15 protein-coding genes are annotated in these 19,227 nt (G+C 73.5%); 5 read left to right on the top strand and 10 right to left on the bottom strand.

Features of this window, described 5'->3' with window-relative positions; genetic code table 11:
- Positions 1-53 precede the first annotated feature (53 nt).
- The gene (locus tag ACIQE0_RS26965; protein ID WP_402336896.1) at positions 54-1,028 is read left to right on the top strand and encodes a DMT family transporter; all 975 of its coding nucleotides are present in this window, start codon (positions 54-56) and stop codon (positions 1,026-1,028) included.
- Between the two features lie 256 nt (positions 1,029-1,284).
- Here the strand turns inward: ACIQE0_RS26965 and ACIQE0_RS26970 are convergent, their stop codons facing one another.
- The 3 genes from ACIQE0_RS26970 to ACIQE0_RS26980 all read right to left on the bottom strand — a co-directional run bounded on the left by ACIQE0_RS26970 (position 1,285) and on the right by ACIQE0_RS26980 (position 3,410).
- The gene (locus ACIQE0_RS26970) at positions 1,285-1,899 is read right to left on the bottom strand and encodes an XRE family transcriptional regulator (RefSeq protein WP_366339182.1); all 615 of its coding nucleotides are present in this window, start codon (positions 1,897-1,899) and stop codon (positions 1,285-1,287) included.
- Positions 1,900-2,054: 155 nt separating this feature from the next.
- Positions 2,055-2,732, bottom strand: coding sequence for an FMN-binding negative transcriptional regulator (locus tag ACIQE0_RS26975; protein ID WP_402336900.1), 678 nt, complete (start codon positions 2,730-2,732; stop codon positions 2,055-2,057).
- A 9-nt stretch (positions 2,733-2,741) separates the two neighbouring features.
- Positions 2,742-3,410, bottom strand: a complete 669-nt coding sequence (locus tag ACIQE0_RS26980; RefSeq protein WP_402337200.1) for a pyridoxamine 5'-phosphate oxidase family protein — start codon at positions 3,408-3,410, stop codon at positions 2,742-2,744.
- A 35-nt stretch (positions 3,411-3,445) separates the two neighbouring features.
- Between ACIQE0_RS26980 and ACIQE0_RS26985 the strand changes: the two genes are divergently transcribed.
- Positions 3,446-4,777 carry an aminotransferase class I/II-fold pyridoxal phosphate-dependent enzyme gene (locus tag ACIQE0_RS26985; protein WP_402336903.1) on the top strand — a complete coding sequence of 444 codons (1,332 nt, stop codon included), beginning with the start codon at positions 3,446-3,448 and terminating at the stop codon, positions 4,775-4,777.
- 173 nt (positions 4,778-4,950) lie between these two features.
- On the opposite strand, the gene ACIQE0_RS26990 is transcribed toward ACIQE0_RS26985, so the two are convergent.
- Positions 4,951-5,964, bottom strand: a complete 1,014-nt coding sequence (locus ACIQE0_RS26990) for a DMT family transporter (RefSeq protein WP_402336906.1) — start codon at positions 5,962-5,964, stop codon at positions 4,951-4,953.
- Between the two features lie 75 nt (positions 5,965-6,039).
- Between ACIQE0_RS26990 and ACIQE0_RS26995 the strand changes: the two genes are divergently transcribed.
- A complete protein-coding gene (locus ACIQE0_RS26995; RefSeq protein ID WP_402336909.1) occupies positions 6,040-6,990 on the top strand; it encodes a LysR family transcriptional regulator in 951 nt (316 codons plus the stop codon).
- 176 nt (positions 6,991-7,166) lie between these two features.
- On the opposite strand, the gene ACIQE0_RS27000 is transcribed toward ACIQE0_RS26995, so the two are convergent.
- From ACIQE0_RS27000 to ACIQE0_RS27010, 3 genes are all read right to left on the bottom strand, one after another.
- Positions 7,167-8,606, bottom strand: a complete 1,440-nt coding sequence (locus ACIQE0_RS27000; protein ID WP_402336912.1) for a carboxyl transferase domain-containing protein — start codon at positions 8,604-8,606, stop codon at positions 7,167-7,169.
- The gene (locus ACIQE0_RS27005) at positions 8,599-10,107 is read right to left on the bottom strand and encodes an acyl-CoA synthetase (protein WP_402336915.1); all 1,509 of its coding nucleotides are present in this window, start codon (positions 10,105-10,107) and stop codon (positions 8,599-8,601) included. The genes ACIQE0_RS27000 and ACIQE0_RS27005 overlap by 8 nt, the downstream gene beginning before the upstream one ends.
- Positions 10,108-10,306: 199 nt before the next feature.
- Complete coding sequence (locus tag ACIQE0_RS27010; RefSeq protein WP_366335509.1) at positions 10,307-10,816, bottom strand: pyridoxamine 5'-phosphate oxidase family protein; 510 nt, start codon at positions 10,814-10,816, stop codon at positions 10,307-10,309.
- A 333-nt stretch (positions 10,817-11,149) separates the two neighbouring features.
- Between ACIQE0_RS27010 and ACIQE0_RS27015 the strand changes: the two genes are divergently transcribed.
- A complete protein-coding gene (locus ACIQE0_RS27015; protein ID WP_402336918.1) occupies positions 11,150-11,794 on the top strand; it encodes a cysteine hydrolase in 645 nt (214 codons plus the stop codon).
- A 24-nt stretch (positions 11,795-11,818) separates the two neighbouring features.
- Here ACIQE0_RS27015 and ACIQE0_RS27020 read toward each other — a convergent pair whose 3' ends face one another.
- A complete protein-coding gene (locus tag ACIQE0_RS27020) occupies positions 11,819-13,873 on the bottom strand; it encodes a prolyl oligopeptidase family serine peptidase (protein ID WP_402337204.1) in 2,055 nt (684 codons plus the stop codon).
- 870 nt (positions 13,874-14,743) lie between these two features.
- Between ACIQE0_RS27020 and ACIQE0_RS27025 the strand changes: the two genes are divergently transcribed.
- The gene (locus ACIQE0_RS27025) at positions 14,744-15,442 is read left to right on the top strand and encodes an alpha/beta hydrolase (RefSeq protein ID WP_366335359.1); all 699 of its coding nucleotides are present in this window, start codon (positions 14,744-14,746) and stop codon (positions 15,440-15,442) included.
- Positions 15,443-15,520: 78 nt separating this feature from the next.
- On the opposite strand, the gene ACIQE0_RS27030 is transcribed toward ACIQE0_RS27025, so the two are convergent.
- The gene (locus ACIQE0_RS27030) at positions 15,521-16,072 is read right to left on the bottom strand and encodes a VOC family protein (RefSeq protein ID WP_402336921.1); all 552 of its coding nucleotides are present in this window, start codon (positions 16,070-16,072) and stop codon (positions 15,521-15,523) included.
- Positions 16,073-16,359: 287 nt separating this feature from the next.
- Positions 16,360-19,143, bottom strand: coding sequence for an AAA family ATPase (locus tag ACIQE0_RS27035; protein WP_402336924.1), 2,784 nt, complete (start codon positions 19,141-19,143; stop codon positions 16,360-16,362).
- Positions 19,144-19,227: the final 84 nt, after the last annotated feature.

The raw sequence follows: 19,227 nt of genomic DNA on the forward strand, positions 1-19,227 counted from the left end.
CGACCATTTCGCGGCGCACCGCGCCGTCATGGACTTCCCGGAGCACCTCTCCCATGCACACCACACCTCACTCCGCCCTGCCCGTGGGCCGGGGACTGGCCTACGTCTCGCTCGCCGCCACCGCCTGGGGCACCGCCGGCGCGGCCGCCGCCCTCCTCTACCAGGGCAGCGGCCTCGGCCCCCTCGCCCTCACCTTCTGGCGCACGTTCGGCGGCCTGCTGATCCTGCTCGCCGTGCGGGCGGTGCGGGCGCACCGCACCGGCGCCGCGGCCGATGCCACCGCCCCGCTGCCGGCCGAGCCGCTGCGCCGCCGCGCCGCGCGGATCGCGGTCACCGGCATCGCCCTCGCCGTCTTCCAGGCCGCCTACTTCGCCTCCGTCGAAGCCACCGGCCTGGCCGTCGGCACCGTTGTCACCATGGGCGCCGGGCCTGTGCTCATCGCCATCGGGGCGCGCCTGACCATGGGCGAACGGCTGGGGATCGGCGGCATCCTGGCCGTGACCGGAGCGCTGACCGGTCTGCTCGTCCTCGTCCTCGGTGGCGACGGCACCGCCACTGCCGCCGTCCGCCCGGCCGGCGTCGGGTTCGCCCTGCTCTCCGCCGCCGGCTGCGCCGTGATGACCCTGACCACCCGCCGCCTCGGCAGGGGCGGCAGCAGTGATCCCTATGCCTCGACGGTCAGTGCGTTCGCGGTCGGGGCGCTCTGCCTGCTGCCCCTCGCCGCGGCCGAGGGCCTCTGGCCGCACGCCCACGACCTGGGCCGCAGCCTGGTCCTGCTCGGCTATATCGCCGCCATCCCCACCGCGCTCGCCTACGGCCTCTACTTCGCCGGGCTCGCCGCCGTGCGGGCCGCGACCGCTTCGGTGATCTCCCTGATCGAACCGGTCTCGGCGGCGGCCATCGCGGTGCTGTTCCTCGGCGAACGGCTCACCGCGGCGACGGCGGCCGGCACCACGGTCCTGTTGACGGCCGTCGCGGCGCTGGCGGTGACGGAGGCCCGCGGCCGGGTCCGCGGCCAGCTCGGATAGCCGGGCGGCGGCCGGTCCTACGGGGCCGGCCGCCGTCTGAGCCGCGGCGTGTGCCGGTCGTGGACGACGGGCACTCGGCCCGGAACACCCGTTACGGGCAAGGGGAGTTGCGGGTGGTGCCGAGGTGGTGCCGTCGGGAGCCGCCGCGGCGGTCGGCCGAGCCCTGGGGCGATGGTCGGGAACGGAAGGCAGCCGGCGCGCAGGCGGTGGTCACGAGCGGCGGGCGCCATCGGCCGGGACGTACGGGGCCGTGTGCTCAACGGTCGTCGGCGTCCGCCGCACGCGACCGGGGCTTGGCGCGCACATGGATGCGCTCGCCCTGCCGTCCGAAGAGACTGAGCACCTCCACCGGACCGTCCCCCGTACTCCCGAACCAGTGCGGCAGGCGGGTGTCGAACTCGGCGGCCTCGCCCGCCCCCATCACCAGATCGTGATCGGCCAGCACCAACCGCAGCCGCCCCGCGAGCACGTACAGCCACTCGTAGCCCTCGTGCGTACACGGGTCCGGGGTGGACCGCGAGGCCGGAATGATCATCTTGAACGTCTGCAGCGGACCCGGCTGACGTGTCAGGGGCAGCACCGTGGAGCCGTGCCGGTGCTGCGGCTTCAACCGGATCCTCGGATCACCGACCTCCGGCGCCCCGACCAACTCGTCCAACGGCACCTGATGGGCCTGGGCGATGGGGAGCAGCAGCTCCAGACTCGGGCGACGCTGACCGGACTCCAGACGGGACAGGGTGCTCTTCGAGATCCCCGTGACCTCCGCCAACGCGGACAGCGTCACCCCGCGTTCCGTCCGCAACCGCTTGAGACGCGGACCGACCTCGGCGAGTGCCTGGGAAATGGCGGCAGTGTGTTCCACATCTCCCATTGCACCGCGTCCTTCCCGGATCTGGCAACCACGATTGCTGAAGCGGCGACGAGTGGCGGCGCGGTTCCTGTCATCGGCAGCGGTGAGCCGCTGACCTGCGGTGTGGTGCGATTCCTGCCGGCCGGGAATGGCCGGGCCGGTCGGGCCGAGGCCGCTTACGGCCGGGTGCCCGGCCCGTCCGTCACGGGTGCGGCGGTGCGGGCGGCCGTGAGGCGGCGCAGTTGGTGGCTGCGGGCCGCGGCGTCGCCGGGACCGTTCCGCTCGGCGAGGCGCTCCGAGATGCGGTGCTGGACCGTCTCGGTCCGCTTGCCGCCGTACTTGAACTTCGCCCGTATGTCGTGCACTTCGAGGCGCAGCCCGCGGATGCCGGGCAGCTGCCGCCCGTACGGGGCCTCACCGGCGACGATGGGGGCCGAGCCGCCGTCCGGCTGGAAGTGCGCCGTCTGGCGCTGCACCAGTGCGGCCTTGGCCTCCGGGTCGTCCACCACGTGTGCGGTGCAGATGAGCTGGACGGCCGCGTAGAAACTGGTGGGGACGCCGTGCTCGGGCGGCTGGTCCTCGTTGGCCTGCCAGGGGCCGGGGATGAAGGTGTAGTCGTCGACCACGCTCAGCAGGACCGTCGGCCGGTCCTCCAGTGCGGACCAGATGGGGTTCGGACGGGCGAGGTGGGTGACGGCCTCGCGGCGGGCGGGGTCGTAGGCGAAGTGCAGCGGCTGGACCCAGGGAGGTTCGCCGGCGGAGCCGTTGACGGCGAGCTGGCCGAAGTCGTGGGCGGCGAGCCACTCCTGCCACTCGGCGTCGTCGGTGGGGGCGTCCCAGGGGTGGATGAGCACGGGGGCTCCTCAGCGGGCGGAGAGGTAGGCCGGCACGGGGATGCCGGGGGTGAGGTCCTCGGCCGGTATCGGCGCGCCGTATACGGGGGAGACGGGGAGGACGCCGCTCCAGTGGGGCAGGCCGAGGTCCTCGGGCTCGTCGTTGGGGCCGCCGGTGCGGATCTTCGCGGAGACCTCGCGCAGATCGAGGCGGATCACGGCCGTGGCGGCCAGCTCCTTGTCGTTGCCGGGTCGGGAGTCCGCGGCGCGGCCGGGCAGGACGTGGTCGACGAGGGCGTCGAGGGCGGCCTTCTTCTCCTCCGGGTCGGTGACCTGGTGGGCGGTGCCGTGGACGACGACGCTGCGGTAGTTGATGGAGTGGTGGAACGCGGACTTGGCGAGGACCAGGCCGTCGACGTGGGTGACGGTGACGCAGACCGCGAGGCCGGGGTCGGCGCCCGGCTCACCGGCCATCCGCAGCGGGCGCGAGCCGGTCGAACCGTGGAGGTAGAGGCGGTCGCCGACCCGGCCGTAGAGCGTCGGCAGGACGACCGGGGCGCCGTCGCGCACAAAGCCGAGGTGGCAGACGTAGCCCTCGTCGAGGATCGCGTGCACCGTCGCCTCGTCGTAGCTGGCCCGCTCCCGGGACCGGGTGGGGGTGGTGCGGTCCGTCGCGGCGAAAGACTTGCCCTCGGCCATTGCAAACTCCATTGCACTAGTACATAATCAAGTTTGTGCTAGGAGGATATCGGATCGAGGGGCGGCGCGCATCGGAGATTGCCGCCAGTGTTGAGCGGGCCGTCGGTGCGGGCGAGCTCGAACCGGGCGAAGTCCTGCCCCCGCTCAGGGAGTTGGCCGTCTATCTGGAGGTGAATCCCAACACGGTCGCGGCCGCCTACCGCACGCTCCGCGACCGCGGAGTGATCGAAACGGCGGGCCGGCGAGGCAGCCGCGTCCGGCCCAGACCCGCCAGCACCTCTCGCGAGGCGCTGGGGGTGGTGGCACCGCCCGGCGTCCGGAACGTCGCAGACGGCAACCCCGACCCGGCCCTGCTGCCTCCACTCCAGGACGCACTCGCCGAGGCCGCGGCGTGGAACGCGCAACGTCCCGCTCTCTACGGCACGCCCGCCATCGACGACGACCTCGAAGCGCTCGCCCGGGCGGCCTTCGCCCGGGACGGGGTGCCCGAATCCGCCATCGCCGTCGCCAGTGGCTCGCTCGACGCCATCGAGCGGGTCCTCGCGGCACACCTGCGCCCCGGCGATGCGGTGGCGATCGAAGACCCGGGCTGGGGCAGCCTGTTGGACCTCGTCCCGGCTCTCGGCCTGCGCCCCATACCGGTTGGCGTGGACGACGACGGCCCGATGCCCGACCGGATGGCGGCGGCGCTCAAGGACGGGGCCCGCGCGGTCGTCGTCACCGACCGCGCGCAGAACCCCACAGGCGCCGCCCTCAGCGGCCCCCGCGCCGTCGAGCTCCGCACCCTGCTGGCCGGACACCCCGGCGTGCTCCTCATCGAGGACGATCACGGCCACGGCATCGTGGACCTCCCCCTGCACTGCCTCTCCGGCGTCACCGACCACTGGGTACTGGTCCGCTCGACGGCCAAGGCCTACGGTCCCGACCTGCGCCTGGCGGTTCTCACCGGCGACACCGTCACCGTCGACCGGGTTCGCGGACGTCAGCGCCTCGGCCCCGGCTGGGTCAGCCATCTGCTCCAGCACGCCGTCGTCCACCTCTGGCGCACCTACGCGATCGACCCCACGGCGGTCGCCGCCGCCTACGGCGAACGGCGCGATGCGCTGATACAGGCACTTGAGCAGCGCGGGGTCACGGCCCATGGCCGCAGCGGGATGAATGTCTGGGTGCCGGTCCCCGACGAGACCAGTGCGGTGGCCCGCCTGCTCCACTCCGGCTGGGCGGTCGCCCCCGGCGCGCGCTTCCGCATGCAGTCACCACCCGGCATCCGGATCACCGTCTCCGACCTCACTGCCGACGACATCGTCCCTCTTGCTGACGCGGTGGCCGAGGCCACGGGGGTGGGGGAGGCGCGGCGGTATGAGTGAGGTGTGAGGGCAGAGGAGAGGAGGCCGGGTAAAGCGGCAACCCCCGGGGATCGGCCGGGGGTTGGGCTGGTCGCACGCGAGTGGGAGCTGGTGGTTCGGCCGTGGCCGGCTTCGGATCGGATCGGGTCGGCGGTGCGGTGTCGCGCCGTGGGGGATCGGTCGGGTGCTGCCGGCTACGGAGTGCGGGGTTTGGGTTTGCTCTGGGTGAGGGCCGCGCCTGCCAGGACGATGAGGGCGCCCACCGGCGTGTTCCAGGAGAGGTGCTCGTTGAGGAGCGCCACGCCGGACGCGGTGGCGATGACGGGGATGAAGTAGGTGACCATCTGGGCCGTGGTGGGCCCGACTTCCGCGACCAGGCCGTACTGCAGCAGGAAGGCGACGCCGGTGCCCAGGGCGCCGAGGGCGAAGACGGCGAGCAGCGGGACGACCGGGAATGCGGTCGGGAGCGGGGTGAACAGCGCGGTGACGACAGCCAGTTGGACGGTGGCGAGCAGCAGCTGGGCGCTGGAGATGGCCAGGTGCGACTGCTGGGCGTGTGCGAGGGTGCGGCGGACGTAGATCCAGCCGATGGGGTAGCTGAGCGAGGCGCCCAGCGCCATGGCGGTACCCGCCAGGTCGACCCCGGAGAAGCCCTGCCACGCGCCGAGGACGGTGAGGACGCCCAGGAACCCGATGCCGAGGCCCGCGACCCGGCGCCGCGTGGGGCGGTCCTCCGAGAGCGCCACGACGGAGAGCACCATGCCCCACAGCGGCGAGGTGGCGTTGCAGATGCTGGCCAAGGTGGAGGGGATCGTCAGCTCGGAGTACGCGAAGAGCGAGAACGGCAGCGCGTTGAGGAGGAACGCGGCGACCGCGAGGTGTCCCCAGGTGCGGGCCGAGCGGGGGAGCCGTTCGCGTTTGACGACGAGGAACGCCAGCAGCACCAGAGCGCCGAACGCCACGCGGCCCAGCGTGACTTGAAGCGGTGCGAAGCCCTCGGTGCCCACCTTGATGAAGAGGAAGCTGAATCCCCAGACCAGGCAGAGGACGGCGAAACGGATCTGCCAGGCGAGGGCGCGGCGCGGTGCCGGCCCGTCCGGCGAGCGGACGGGGGAGCTCCCGGGGCGGATGGGTGCAGGCGTAGGTCCAGGTGCTGGGGTGGCGGAGGGCACAGCGGCTCCGGCGGACGCGTCGGCGGTGGTGCTCATGGCGTCTACGATGCAGTGAAATAAATTCGTAGCACAAGCGATAATTAATGGTGGATACCGTTTAGCATTGCTTACATGTTGAACCTCGATCGTCTGCGGACGTTGTCTGCGATCGCCCGGCACGGTTCGGTCAGCGCGGCTGCCGAGGGGCTCCACATCACGACGTCGGCGGTCTCGCAGCAGATCGCCAAGCTGGAGCGCGAGACCGGACAGCGGCTGTTGGCGAAGAACGGGCGCGGGATCCGGCTGACCGATGCCGGACGACTGCTCGCCGACCATGCGGCGCGGATCCTGTCCCAGGTGGAGCTGGCGCAGGCCGAGCTGGAGGCGCATCGCGGTCGTCCGGTGGGGCAGCTGCGGATGGGGGCGTTCCCGACCGCGGCGCGTGGGCTCTTCCCCTTCGCGCTCGCTGCACTGCGCGCCGAACACCCGCAACTCCGGCCGAAGCTCATCGAGTTGGATCCGGACGAGTCGGTGCGCGGCCTGGTGCGCGGTGATCTCGACGTAGCTGTCGTTCTCGACTGGTACAACCGGCCGCTGCCCGTTCCCGAGGGGCTGGCGAAGGCGCCGTTGCTCGATGATCCGTCCGATGTGGCGATGCCGTCGGACCATCCGCTGGCCGGGCGCCGGTTCGTGGAACTGGAGGAGTTCGCGGACGATGAGTGGATCTCCTGGCCGCAGGCGGAGTTCTGCCATGACTGGCTGATGTTCACCCTGCGGAGCAAGGGTTTTGAACCGCGCATTTCGCACATGGCCGAGGAGCATCACACCCAACTTGCCCTGATCGCCGCCGGCTTGGGCGTTGCGGTCGCACCGCGGCTGGGGCGAGGGCCGGTGCCGGAGGGGGTGAGTGTGGTGCCGGTACGTCATCCGATGCGGCGGCATATCTACGCGATCTGGCGTGCGGACGCGGAACGCAGGCCCTCGATCCGGGCGGCCGTGGCCGCGCTGCGGGAGGCCGGGGAGCGGGTGGAGGCCGAGACGGAGATGGCGGGCGGCGGTCGGCGGGGGATGGGGCGCGGGTGAGGGGTGGGGTCGGTGGGGTGGGGAGGCGGGCAAGTTTTCCTCTGGGGGCTTCCCCCCTCCCCTCCCCCCTGCCCCGCCCCCCTCCCGCCCCACCCCGTCCCACAAAGCAGCCCCGCCTCTGCTCTCCTCGCCCTCCCCGCCCCGAGGTGTGCCGAACGCCCTGTGCCGTGTGGCGCTTATCCCCCGCCGGGATCCGGATCGATGATGCCGTCGGGATCGGGATCGGGATCGACGATGCCCCGGATGACGCCCAGTTCGAGCAGGTCCTGGGGGCGGATGCGGAGTTGGTCGGCGGTGTGCTGGATTTCGTCCGTGCCGCGTTTGAGGATGGCCGCGGCCATTTCGGGCGCGATCACGGAGAAGTAGCTGTCAGGGGTGGCCCACAGCCGGCCCGGCGCGGCCAGGGCCAGTGCGCCGCCCGATCCGCCTTCGCCGATGAGGAGCGAGGTGACCGGGACGCGGGCGGAGGCGAGCGCGGCGAAGGTGTCGGCGATGGCGGCGCCGGCGCCCGTGCGTTCGGCGTCCGCGTCGTTGGCGGCGCCCGGAGTGTCGACGAGCGTGAGGACCGGCAGGCCGAGCCGGTCCGCGAGCCGTATCAGCCGGGTCGCGGTGCGGAAACCGGCCGGGCGGGTGGCGGTGCCGCACTGGGCCGCGAAGGCGATGGTGCGGCCGGCGCGGTGGCCGAAGCCGCAGCGCATCCCGGGGTCGCGACCGCCGCACCGGTCGCCGCTGAGTTCCTCCCAGTCGTCGAAGTACGCCCGCAGATAGGACTCGGCGCGGGGGCGGTCGGTAGCGCGGGCCCGGATCACCGCGTCCCAGCCGGTCTCCGGCAGGCCGGTGGTGCCCAGCGCGGAGGGCGGGGGCGCCGGCAGGGGTGGTTCGCCGGAGGGCCGTGGAGTCTCGGCGAGCAGGTGGAGCCAGCGCTGGAGGGTGGCGCGCAGCTCGTCGGCGGGGACGACGGCGTCGACCTGGCCGGCTGCGAACTGCCCCTCGGCGGAGTAGGCGGCGGGATCCGCGTCGGGTGGGCGGACGCGCGAGCCCGCGAAGCCGACCTGGGCTCCGGGGAGCGCGAGGATCACATCGGCTCCGGCGCCCAGCGTCGCCCAGCCGCCGCCCGTCGTCGGGTCGCGGAGGACCGCGATCTGGGGAAGCCCCGCGGCACGGTTGAGCGCCGACTGCCCGGCCACGCGCTGGAGTTGGGACAGGGCCCGCATGCCCTCCTGCATCCGGCTGCCGCCGGTGGCGATCAGTGAGACCAGTGGCAGGCGTTGCTCGCGTGCCGTGGTGTAGGCGGCCTCCAGGCGGTCGCCGGTGCGTTCGCCGAGGGAGCCGCCGAGATAGCCGAACTCGAAGGAGAGCACCACGGCTTCGGTGCCGCCGATGGTGGCGCGTGCGGTGAGCACCGACTCGTCCTCGCCGGTCCGGGCGCGGGCGCGCTCCCGGGAGGCGTCGTAGCCGTACCAGCCGAGCGGGCCGTCGGCAGGAGGGGTGGGGGCCGGGGCGGCGGTGGTGGGGGTGAGTTCGGTGTAGGAGTCGGTGATGGCCGCGATGGCCTGGCGGGCCGTCAGGCGGAGGCTGGGCAGTGGGGCCGCGTGGTGCGGTGCGTGCTCATGCATCGTCGGCTCCCGCCGGAGGCGTGGCGACCCGGAGGTCTCGCTTGAGGATCTTGCCCATGTCGTTGCGGGGGAGGGCTTGGAGGAAGTGCACGATGCGGGGGCGCTTGTGGGGGGCCAGCTGACGGGCGACGTGGTCGGCGAGCTCCTCGGCGTCGGGGAGCGGCCCGGCGCCGGGGCCGGTGACGGGCACGATCCAGGCGACGATCCGCTCGCCCAGGTCGTCGTCGGGCTCGCCGGTGACGGCCGCCTCGGCGACACCGGGGTGGGCCAGCAGGGCGTTCTCGATTTCGCCGGCGCCGATCTTGTAGCCGCCGCTCTTGATGAGGTCGGTGGCCTTGCGGCCGACGATGCGGTAGTTCCCGGAGGCGTCCCGCACGGCCATGTCGCCGGTGCGGAACCAGCCGCCGTCGAACGCCGCGGCGGTGGCATCGGGGCGGTTGAGGTACTCGGAGAAGAGGTTCGGGCCCCGCACCTGGATCTCGCCGACCGTTTCGCCGTCGCTTTCCTCTATGGCCTGGCCCGCGTCGTCCACCAGCCGGACGTAGACACCGGGGAGGGGGACGCCGACCGTGCCGGTGGAGTCCGGGCCGTCCGCGCGCACGCTGGTGTTCATCAGCGTCTCGGTCATGCCGTAGCGCTCGATCACGCGGCGGCCGGTGGCCGCGGTGATCCGGGCGTGGTCGGTGAGCGGCAGCGCCGCGGAGCCGGAGACCAGCAGCCGGGCGCGGCTCAACGCCTTGGCGAGGTCGCGGTTCTCGCCGGCTTCGAGGGCGAGGCGGTGGTACATCGTCGGTACGCCGAAGAGCATCGTGCCATCCGCGGACAGCTCCCGGGCGACCGCCTCGGTGCTGAAACGCCCCAGGTGGTGGACGCTGCCGCCGCGGCGCAGCGGGCCGAGGATGCCCAGGATCAGACCGTGGACGTGGAACAGCGGGAGGGCGTGGACCAGCACGTCGTCGGCCGTCCACTGCCAGGCGTCCTCCAGGGCGTCGAGGGTGCGGGCGAGGGCGCGACGGGGGAGGACTACGCCCTTGGGCGGGCCGGTGGTACCGGAGGTGTAGACGATCAGGGCGGGGGACTCGGTGTCCGGCTCCACCGGGAGCGGGTCGGGTGTCTGTCGCTCGTCGGGCTCGGTGATCTCCACGTCGATGCGGGGGAGCGCGGCCAGCGGGCCGGGCAGGGCGGCGCCCGGCTCGGCCAGGACGAGGGAGGGGCGGCTGTCCGCCACGATGTGCGCCAGTTCGCGCTCGCCGATCTTCGGATTGACCGGCACCGCGGCCGCTCCGGCGAGCAGTGCGGCGACCACTCCCACGGACGTCTCCAGCGTCGGCGTGGCCCAGACCGCGACGCGGGCCGCGCCGCTGCCGCGGGTCCGGCCGCCGATCCGGTCGGCGAGCGGGCCGGCCACTGCGGCCAGTTGGCGATGGCTGAGCGCACGGTCGCCGAAGCGCAGCGCGGGGGTGGGCGAGCCGTCGCGCAGTGCGGGGAAGAGCACGTTCACCGGATCTCCTTCGTCCTTGTCGGCGTCCGGCCGGTGGCCCGGAACGATTCCGGTCCCGCACGTGCCGCCGCGCGGAACGGGCTGACGAAGACCACTTTCGCAGAGAGCGGTGACATTGTGATCGACGCACCGGTTGCCTGTGGATAACTCGGCGGGCGGGGACGGGCGCAGGCGGGCGCAGGCGTGGTCGCGGTGCCGGTCAGCCCGGGATCTTGCGGAAGTCCCAGGACACCACCGCGTCGGGCGTCAGCCGCAGCCAGGCATGCCGACCGTCGTGCGGCAGCTCGTCGAGCTCGAAGTACTTCCGCGCGAACAGCCGTTCCGGCGCGGACAGTTCCGGGCAGGGCCGGCCCGTGCGCGGCGCCTCGCCGACGAACTCCGCGCGCCCGGTCAGTTCGGCCCCGCGCAGTTCCCCGTATGCGTGGCCGTCGTCGACGAGCACCGTGATCCGCGGGTCCTTGCGGAGCTGCGCCCACCGCTTGCTGCGGGTGAGCGAGTACAGCCAGAGCGCCGTCCCGTCCCAGACGAACCACAGGGCGCCGACGTGCGGTGCGCCGTCCCCGCCGACCGTGGCGGCGCGGCAGGTCCGCTGCGCCGCCAGGAAGGCGTCCAGTTCGGAGGTGGTCATCATGATCCGGCGACCGCGGCGCTGGGTCGCGGGCGCCCCGGCTGCGCCGGTTGTGCCGGCTGGGTCTGCCGTGTCCGCCATGTCGGCCGTGCCTGCTGTGTCGGTCGGGAGTGGTGTCTCGGTCATCCTTGCCGCCCCTCACCGTCTCCGATGGAGTCGTCGGTGGATCGCCTGATGGGTGCTCGGGTGCTCGGGTGCTCAGGTGCTCGGGTTTGCAGGTTTGCCGGAATGCGGGTTCGCTGGAGTGCCTGAAGGCCGCGCCCTGCGCACTAATCTGATGCTGCGTCAGGAAAAGCATGGGGACTCTTCCTGTCGGGCGCAATGGTGGATACCCTCGCGCCTTCCGCGCCGTCGCTCGGCAACGCCCGCCCGTACACGCGGCCGCCGGAGCGTCTTCCGCAGAGGGGAGTGCCCATGCCTTCGGACACCGGGCTCGTCGAGCAGGTGGACCCGGCCACGGCGGTGCTGCTCACCGTCGAGTGCCAGCGCGGTGTCGTCGGTACCGACAGCGCACTGCCCGAACTGGCCGAAGCGGCGCGCGCCTCAGGGGCGTTGACGCGGATCGCCCGCCTGGTGGCGGCGGCGCACGACGCCGGTGTCCAGGTGCTGCACGCGATCGCCGAACGGCGCCCCGACGGCCGCGGCGCCAGCCGCAACGCCCGGCTCTTCCGGGCCGCCGAGCGGCTGCGGGTGCGGCAGCTGACCGGGTCCACGGCGGTGCGCGTCGCCGACCCCATCCCGGTGGCGGAGGAGGACCTGGTGGTGCGCCGGCTGCACGGTCTGTCACCCCTCGCCGGCACCGGCGTCGACGCGCTGCTGCGCAACATCGGGTGCCGCACGCTCGTCGTCACCGGGGTCTCGGCGAACGTGGCGATCCCCAATGCCGTGTTCGACGCGGTCAACCTCGGTTACACGGCGGTGGTTCCGGTGGACGCCATCGCGGGGGTGCCCGCTGACTACACCCCCGCGATGGTCCGCAACACGCTCTCCCTGGTGGCCACCCTCACGACCACCGAGGACGTCCTTGCGTGCTGGCGGCACCCGCGCCGCGCCCGCTGACCGGGCCACCGGAGTCCGTTGGCGCTACCTCGCCGCGGCGTCCGCCTCCGCGGCGGGCAGCGCGTCCAGGAGGAAGTCCCGCTGGAGGCGCAGCAGATTGGCGTTGACGGCGTCGTCGGCGGGGAGGTGCGTGGCGCCCGGGAGCGGCAGCACGGTGTGCGGCCGGCCCGCCGCCAGCAGCTCCGCGGAGAACCGGAGGGTGTGCGCGACGGCGACGTTGTCGTCGGCCAGCCCGTGGATGAGCATCAACGGGCAGCTCAGGAGGTGCCCGTTCCCGGCCAGGGAGGAGCGTGCGTAGTGCTCCGGGTGCTCATCGGGGTGGCCCAGGAACCGCTCCTTCCAGTGGGTGTCGTACATCCGCTGGTCGGTGGGCGGGGCGCCGGCGACCGCCGCGTGGAAGACGTCCGGGCGGTGCAGGACCGCCGCCGCGGCCAGGAACCCGCCGAACGACCACCCGCGGATCGCCACCCGCCCGAGATCCAGATCGGGGAAGCGTTCCCCGGCCGCGCGCACCGCGTCCACCTGGTCCTCCAGCGCGGGCCACAACTGGTCGCCGTGCACGGCCTTCTCCCAGCGGGGGCCCCGTCCGGGCGTGCCGCGCCCGTCCGTCACCAGGACCGCGAACCCCTGCTCGGCGAACCACTGGGAGACGCAGCCGCTCCACCTCCGCGCCCGTACGGCGAGCTGCATCCCCGGGCCTCCGTACGGGTCGAGCAGGACCGGCAGCCGCTTCGTGCCCTGCCGGTGACCGGAGGGGAGATACAGGCATGCGCGCAACTCCCGTTCGCCGAGGGAGAGATGCCGTGGTCGTGGCGTGACCATCGGCTCCTCGGCGAGCGAGGCGATGGACCCGGAGGTCCGGGGCTCGGGCCCGTCGTCCTGTATGACGTGCGTCTCGTCCCCCTGGGACGTCGAACCCGTCACCACGGTCGTGCCGCCGCGCGCGGCGCCCGTCCAGACGCCGGGTTCCCTGCTCAGACGACGGCACCCGGCGCCCGGCTCATACCGCCACACATGGGTCTCCATCGGGTCCTCGCTCGCCGTGAACAGCACCCGCTCGCCCTCGATGCCCAGCACCTCGCGCAGTTGCAGCCCCTCGGGGGTGACCCGGTGCCCGTCCACGGTCAGATGACGGGTGTCACCCGCGTCCTGTGGGAGCACCAGGGCGCCGGCGGCCGTACGGGAGGGGGTGCCGGGCACCAGCTCCACCCAGGCGGGATCGGTCCGTTCGTGCCGCACCTCGGTCGCGCCGGTCGCCGGATCGACCGCGAGCGTCCGCAGTACGCGCTGGTCGCGGCTCTGTACGGCCACGAACGGGCCGTGTGCGTCCCAGCCGGCGTCGACCAGGTACTCGTACGCCGCGCGGTCCCAGGAGACCTCCGTGCGGCCGCCGTCCAGGGTGAGCAGGTGGACGGACACCTCGGCGTTGGCGGTACCCGCCGACGGGTAGCGGATCACCTGCGGCGGGCGGGACGGGTCCGCCGGGTCGCTGAGGTAGCGCAGCGCCATCGGGGAGGTGTCGACCCGCGCCACCAGGAGGCCGCGGCTGTCCGGTGCCCACCAGTAGCCGCGCGACCGGCCCATCGACTCGGCGGCGGTGAAGTCGGCGAGCCCGTAGGAGATCTCCGGCCCCTCCGCCCGCGCCAGTTGCCGGTCGTCTTCGCCGCCGTCCAGTCCGACGACGTGCAGACAGCGCCCGGTCACATAGGCGAGGTGCCGCCCGTCCGGCGACGGCCTGGGGTCGACCACCGGCCCGGCGGCCGGCACCGCGAACGGCGCGCCGCCGTCCGTCCGTACCGCCCACAGCGCCCCGGACAGCGCGAACGCGGCCACCCGCGCGGCACCGTCGGTCGCGAACCCCACCACACCGGTGGAGCGTTCCCGCGCCCGCTCGCGTCGCAGGCGTTCCTCCTCGGGGACGTCCTCGGAGCCGGCCCCCGTCAGCAGCGCCGGATCGGCCAGCAGCCGCTCCTGGCCGTCCTCGTACTGCCACAGTCGTCCTACGGGATCGCTGCCCGAACCGGTGCGCAGGAACAGCACCCGCCGCCCGTCCGCGGAGACGGTGAACTGCCGGGGCACACCGAGGGAGAAGCGCCGGGTACGGGCGAACTGCTCCGGGAATGCTGCCGTGTTGGCGGCGTCCTGACTGTTGTCGGTTTCCTCCGTGTTGGCGGCGCCGGCAACATCCGTCGTGGGGCCGGCGGTGTCAGTGGTGTCATGGGGCTTTCGGGTCAAGGCGGTGTCCTCCAAGGAATGGTGAGGGCCGCGGCGTGCGCCTACTGGGCATGCCGCGGTGTGCGGGGTGTGCGGGGTGTGCGGGGTGTGCAGGACGTGCAGGACGTGCAGGACGTGCGTGTGTCGCGGCCGGGTGCTGCCGGGTGTCGCTGGATATCGCCGGGTGTGCACATGGAGAGGTGCGTGCGGTGCGGCGGTCGGCCGGTGGCCGAGCCGGGCAAGTCCGCGTGCGGACACGGTGACTGAGCCACGGTGTCCGGAGCGTACGCGGCGCGTCGCACGCTGCCGGCCGTCTGCGCCGACCCATCGGAAAGGCCCCGGACAAGCGGGCCGGTGACAGGTGAGGGGCGTTCAGAGCCAGTGGATCATAGGCACAAAGAGCGGGCGGGCGCAGCGATTTCTCACCGGGAAGGGGGCGGGAGGCGTGCCGGGAGCTCGGGGCGGTCTGGAACGCGCCCCTCTGGAACTGCCCGCAGCCCGCTTGGCGAAGATGAGCGCTTCCCTCCGCCGCCCGGTCGGGTCGGACGGGTCCCGCCAGCCGTCTCCGTTGTCGAAAAGCGGCATGGGCTCGCGGGCGATGTCGAAAGCGCGCGGGAATTCGGGCCCTGGATCGATGCCTGCCGGCAGCCACGGTTGACTGCCGCCTGCAACGGAACGTCCCTCGGTCCGGCCGGCTGCGGTGCCGGCCGGAGGGGGCATGACCTGGAGGCGGTAGTGGCGAACGTCGTGCTGGTGCACGGAGCGTGGAGTGACGGGTCCATCTGGCAGCGGGTGATCGCCGCCCTCCATGAGGAGGGGCATCAAGTGGCGTCCGTCCAGCTGCCGTTGACGTCGCTGGACGAGGACATCGCCTGGACCCGGAAGCAGATCGCGGCACTCGACGGCCCGGTCACGCTCGTCGGGCACTCCTACGGCGGCATGGTGATAACCGGGGCGGCGGAGCACAACGAGCAGGTCACGGGGCTGGTGTTCGTCGCGGCCTACGCTCCGGACGCGTCCGAGACGCTCCGTGCGCTCAGCGGGCGCGGCGCGAGGGCCCGCGGCTCCGGCGCGATCCGGATCGCCGAGGACGGCTGGACGACCCTCGACCCGGACCGCTACCGGGACGCCATGGCGGCCGACGTCCCGGTGGCCGACACCCGGGTCCTGGCGGCGGTGCAGAAGCCGACGCACAGTGCCTGCTTCTCGACCCCGTCGGGGCACGGCACGTGGCGTGACCTGCCGTGCGCCTATGTCCTCTCGTTGGACGACGGCATCCTCGACCCGGGGCTGCAACGGTGGTTCGCCGAGCGGACGGGGGCGACGGTCACCGCGCTGCACGCCAGCCATCTGTCGCCGGTCTCGCAACCGGCCGCCGTGGCCGCCGCCATCGGCTCGATGCTCGGCGGGGGAGCGTCGCCGGAGGCGAGCTGAGCCACCGGCCGGACGCGGCAAGCGCGCGCAGGGGGGCGATGAGGCGGGCCGGTGACATCGCCCCGGGCGAGGGGGCGTTCAGTCGCCGGCCCTGACCGGTGCGCTGCTGCGTCCGTCCTGTCGGCCGCTCAGTTCGGCATCGAGGGTCTCCTGGGCGACGCGCATCACCTCGGCGTACACGGGGTCCTGGAGCCGCTGCCACATCTCGTCCTCGGAAACCTCCTCGACGCGGCTCATCACCCACCAGATGTTGCCGAAGGGGTCCTTGACGCGTCCGCCGCGCTGGCCGAAGGCGTCGTCGGCCGGCGGGGTGACGAGGTGGCCGCCGGCCGCGACAGCCCGGGCGAACGCCTCGTCCGCGTCGGCGACGAACACCCGCAGCAGGCTGGGCATCACGGGCCAGTCCGCCCGCCGGTCGAAGGCCAGCACGACGGTGTCGCCGACCCGGATCTCGCCATGGCCGATCGAGCCGTCCTCGGTGGGCACCCGCCCGAGCTCCACACCGCCGAACGCCCGGGTGACGAAGTCGAGGAAGGCGCCCGTGTCGTCGGTGACGACCCAGGGCGCGACGGTGGTGTAGCCGTCGGGTGCGCGGTTGGCCTGTTGGGGCAGCGACCTCTCTTCGGGCATCGCGGGCATCGCGGTCCTTTCGTCGATGGTGGGGGACGTCAACGACGATAGGGAGGCAGTAGGTCGGCTTCTGTCCTAGATGACGCTGCCTCGTGCGGAGCGGTGGCCGGCCGCCCTGCCCTTCGGTGCCGGGCGCTGCCGACTCGGCTCGGCGCAGGAGGCCCTTCCTGTTCGGCCGGCGCCGGTCGCAGTCTGCCGTTGCAGACGGCGGCCGGCGCCGCGACTCGTCGGAGCCGGGCTGCGTTTAAGGGCCTGCTTCCGCGGGCCCGGGCAGCCGGCGCGGGGGTTCATTCCAGCGGCATCGTGGAGAGCTGGGTGCGGGAGATGATGCCGAGCTTGGGGAACGCCTTGTGAAGGTGGTAGGCGACGGTGCGCGGGCTGAGGAAGAGCTGGGCGGCGATGTCGCCGTTGCTCATGCCCTGGGCGGCGAGCCGGGCTATCTGGTGTTCCCGGGGGGTCAGCAGCCGGATGCCGGCGGTCGGGTCGGTGGTGGTGTCCTCGGGGCCGCGGTCGCCGGCGGCGCGCAGTTCGCTGTGGATCAGCTCGGTCCAGGGGCGGGCGCCCAGGGCGCCGAGGTAGGTGGCGGCCTGGTGCAGATGGTCGCGGGCGGGCCTGATCCGGCGGTTGCGCCGCAGCCACTCGCCGTACAGGAAGTGGGTGCGGCCGATGTCGAACGCGGAGGGGCCGGCGGCCTGGAGGGCGGCGGTGTAGAGGGCGGCGGCCTCGTCGTCCGGGGCGAGCAGGGCGCGGCAGCGGTACCAGGTGGCGTGCAGGTGGGGCAGGTGCTCGGGGGTGGCGCGCCCCTCGAAGCGGGCCAGGGCCGCGCGGGCCGGCTCCGGGGTGCCGAGGCGGACATGGGCCTCGACGAGGTCGGGCAGGATCAGCCAGCTCACCATGAAGTGCTCGGCCGGGCCGCCGGGGTTGATGACCTCGCCGAGCAGCCGTACGGCGCTGTCGGGGCGGCGTTCGGCCAGGGCGCTGTGGCCCAGTGCGCAGTGGGCGAGGGCGATGGCGGAGGTGATCCGGCGGGGCAGCGCGTCGCTCAGCGCGGTCTCGGCCAGTTCGCGGCAGCGGGCGGCGTCGCCCTGTGCCGCGGCGGCCCAGGCAAGTATGGCACGCACATGACAGGCGACGCCGAGTTGGCCGGTCTCGTCGGCGAGAGTGAGGGCCTCCTCGCCGTGGGCGACGGCGGCGGGCCACTGGCCGGTGAGCAGTTCCAGGGCGATGAGAGGGGCGAGGCCCATCGGCAGGGCGCCGGCCGCACCGGCCTTGCGCAGCGCGTCCACGGCGCACTGGTGGGCGCCGAGCATCGGCTCGGTACTGCCGGTCATGTAGGGGAGGAACACCGGCGGCCAGACCCACGGCCGGGGGTGGGCCGGGCTGAGCCATGTGGTGCGGGCGCCGGGGATGTTGCGGTCGTCGGGGCGTCCGGGGCAGGTCCCGTCGGTGGCCAGGCTGCCCAGGTAGCGGAAGTGCCGGGCGAACTGTCCGGCGGCGGGGGCGCGGTCCGGGTGCAGTTGGGCGCAGAGCTCGCCGATGTCCCGCAGCTGTGCCGGGTCGGCGGCCACCCAGGCCGAGCGGGCCGCCATCACCAGCATCTCGGCGGCCAGTTCGGGGTCCTCGTCCAGGACCGGGCGGGCGCCGTCCAGCAGGACCCGCAGGGCGGTGGCGGGGTCGCTGCTGGCGTGGATGATGGCGCCGCGGACGCGGGCGCAGTGGGCGCGGAGCACGGGGTCGTCGGTGAGCGCCTCGGCCTGGTCCAACAGCGCCTGGGCCTGGGCGGTTTCGGCCGCCGTCCAGGCGCATTCGGCCGCGTCCACGAGCCGGCGGGCGCGGTCGCGGGGGACGGAGCTGAGGGCGGCGGCGCGGCGCAGGGTCTGGGCGGCGGTGGCCACGCCGCCGGTGCGGCGGATGCGTTCGGCCAGGGCGGCCAGTTGGCGGGCGACGGTGTCGTCGGTGCCGACCGCGGCGGCGGCCAGGTGCCAGATGCGGCGGTCGTCGTCGGTGCCGAAGGCGCGGGCCAGGGCGAGGTGGGCGGCGCGGCGGCGGCTGAGCGGGGCGCCCTGGTAGACGGCGGAGCGGACCAGGGGGTGGCGGAAGCGGACCTGGTGCTGGTCGAGGGTGAGCAGTCCGGCGCCGGCCGCGTTGGACAGGGCGTTGATGGCGCGGTCGGTGTCGGGGGCGGCGGAGAGGATGCGGGTCAGGTCGCCGTCGTTCTCGGCGGCGGCCAGCAGCAGGGCGTCGCCTTCCGGGTCCGGGCTGTCGGTGCCCGGGGTGCCGGGGGCGCTGTCGCCGCCCCCGGCGAGGGCTCTGGCGCGGTGCCAGAAGACCTGCTGGAGGCGTTCGTTGAGGGGGAGGTGCTCGGGCAGCGCGACGGAGCCGGCGCGCTGGTCGGGGCAGAGCGCGAGGGGGAGTTCGACCAGGGCGAGGGGGTTGCCGCCGGCCTCGTGCAGCAGCCGCTGGCGGGTGATCGGGGCGGCGTCGGGGAGGGCGCGCGCCAACAGGCGGGCGGCGGCGGCCGGTTCGAGGGGGCCGATGCGCAGGTCGGGGACGCCGGGGGCGGGGAAGGGGTGGGAGCCGTCGCGGGCCGCCATCACCAGGGCGACGCCCTCGGCCTCCAGCCGGCGGGCCACGAACAGCAGCGCGTCGGCGCTGGCCGAGTCCAGCCAGTGGGCGTCGTCCACGAGCAGCAGCAGCGGGCCGTCCTCGGAGGCGTCCGAGAGCAGGGTCAGGGCGGCCAGTGCGACCAGGAAGCGGTCGGCGGGCGCGGTGCCCAGGCCGAACGCGCCTTCCAGGGCGGCGGATTGGGGGCGCTGTAACGTGTGCAGGGCGGGCAGCAGGGGGCGCATCAGTTGGTGCAGGGCGGCGAAGGACAGCTCGGCCTCGCCCTCGACGCCGGTGGCCCGCAGTACGCGTACGTCGGGTTCGGCCTGTTCCATCAGGTGGTTCAGCAGGACGCTCTTGCCGATTCCGGCGGGTCCGCGCAATACCAGGGCGCCGCCGTGCCCTTTCCGGGCCGCGGCGAGCAGTCTGTCTAGTTCGTCCTGTTCCTCTTCACGACCGACCAGCAAACCGTGCTCCTTCCGTTGGCGGCCCCAATCCCATGGACGGTGCATCATGCCCGGCAGTTGCCGCAGGTCAGGCAAGTGACGGAG

Origin of the sequence: Streptomyces sp. NPDC093097, assembly GCF_044754325.1 — a bacterium.
Lineage (GTDB): Bacteria > Actinomycetota > Actinomycetes > Streptomycetales > Streptomycetaceae > Streptomyces.